The organism is Micromonospora sicca (assembly GCF_003172935.1).
GTDB classification, from domain to species: Bacteria; Actinomycetota; Actinomycetes; order Mycobacteriales; family Micromonosporaceae; genus Micromonospora; species Micromonospora sicca.
Genome location: NZ_QGKS01000002.1, coordinates 1 through 503, shown reverse-complemented (window position 1 = coordinate 503; position 503 = coordinate 1). Strand labels below are relative to the sequence as shown.

The following is a 503-nucleotide window of genomic DNA, read 5'->3' as shown; positions in this document are numbered from 1 at the left end:
GTTAAAGAAGATCCATTCTTTCGCAAAAGGAAAGCCCATCATCGAAAGGGCATTGGCGACAATCACCACCGCCGGGAACAGATAAAGCACCCCATACCAACGGCGCACTTTTCCCCAAAGCTTGGGAAGGAAAATGGCCGTCCCCACCAGAGCCCAGGTCGCACACAGCGGTGGCAAAATCAGCTGCCGCATGTGAGTCAGGAAAATTTTAACAGACATATCATCAATCACCAGAACAGTGATGACGGAAAAAGCCCACACTGCATAGGTCACCTGAATACTCAGGATCAGGCGATGCAACAGCTGACGGCGATAGGGCCAAAGAAAACAGCTTAAGACCGTACAAACCGAGAACGACAGCATCAATGAAAGAAAAACCAGAAGAAACACCATGTTTAAAAATTCTAACCACGGGGCCCTGTGGGGGCAATTTCATTGACAGCTGACGCTGGGGGCCTAATGAGCCCCGCGACGGACTTTAAGATCCTTGATTATTTCTTGAG

Annotated in this window: 1 protein-coding gene; it reads right to left on the bottom strand. The window is 49.3% G+C overall.

The window, feature by feature from the left end; genetic code table 11:
* A partial coding sequence (locus DKT69_RS41580; RefSeq protein WP_201749400.1) for a hypothetical protein occupies positions 1–393 on the bottom strand: 393 nt, incomplete at its 3' end.
* Positions 394–503 lie beyond the last annotated feature (110 nt).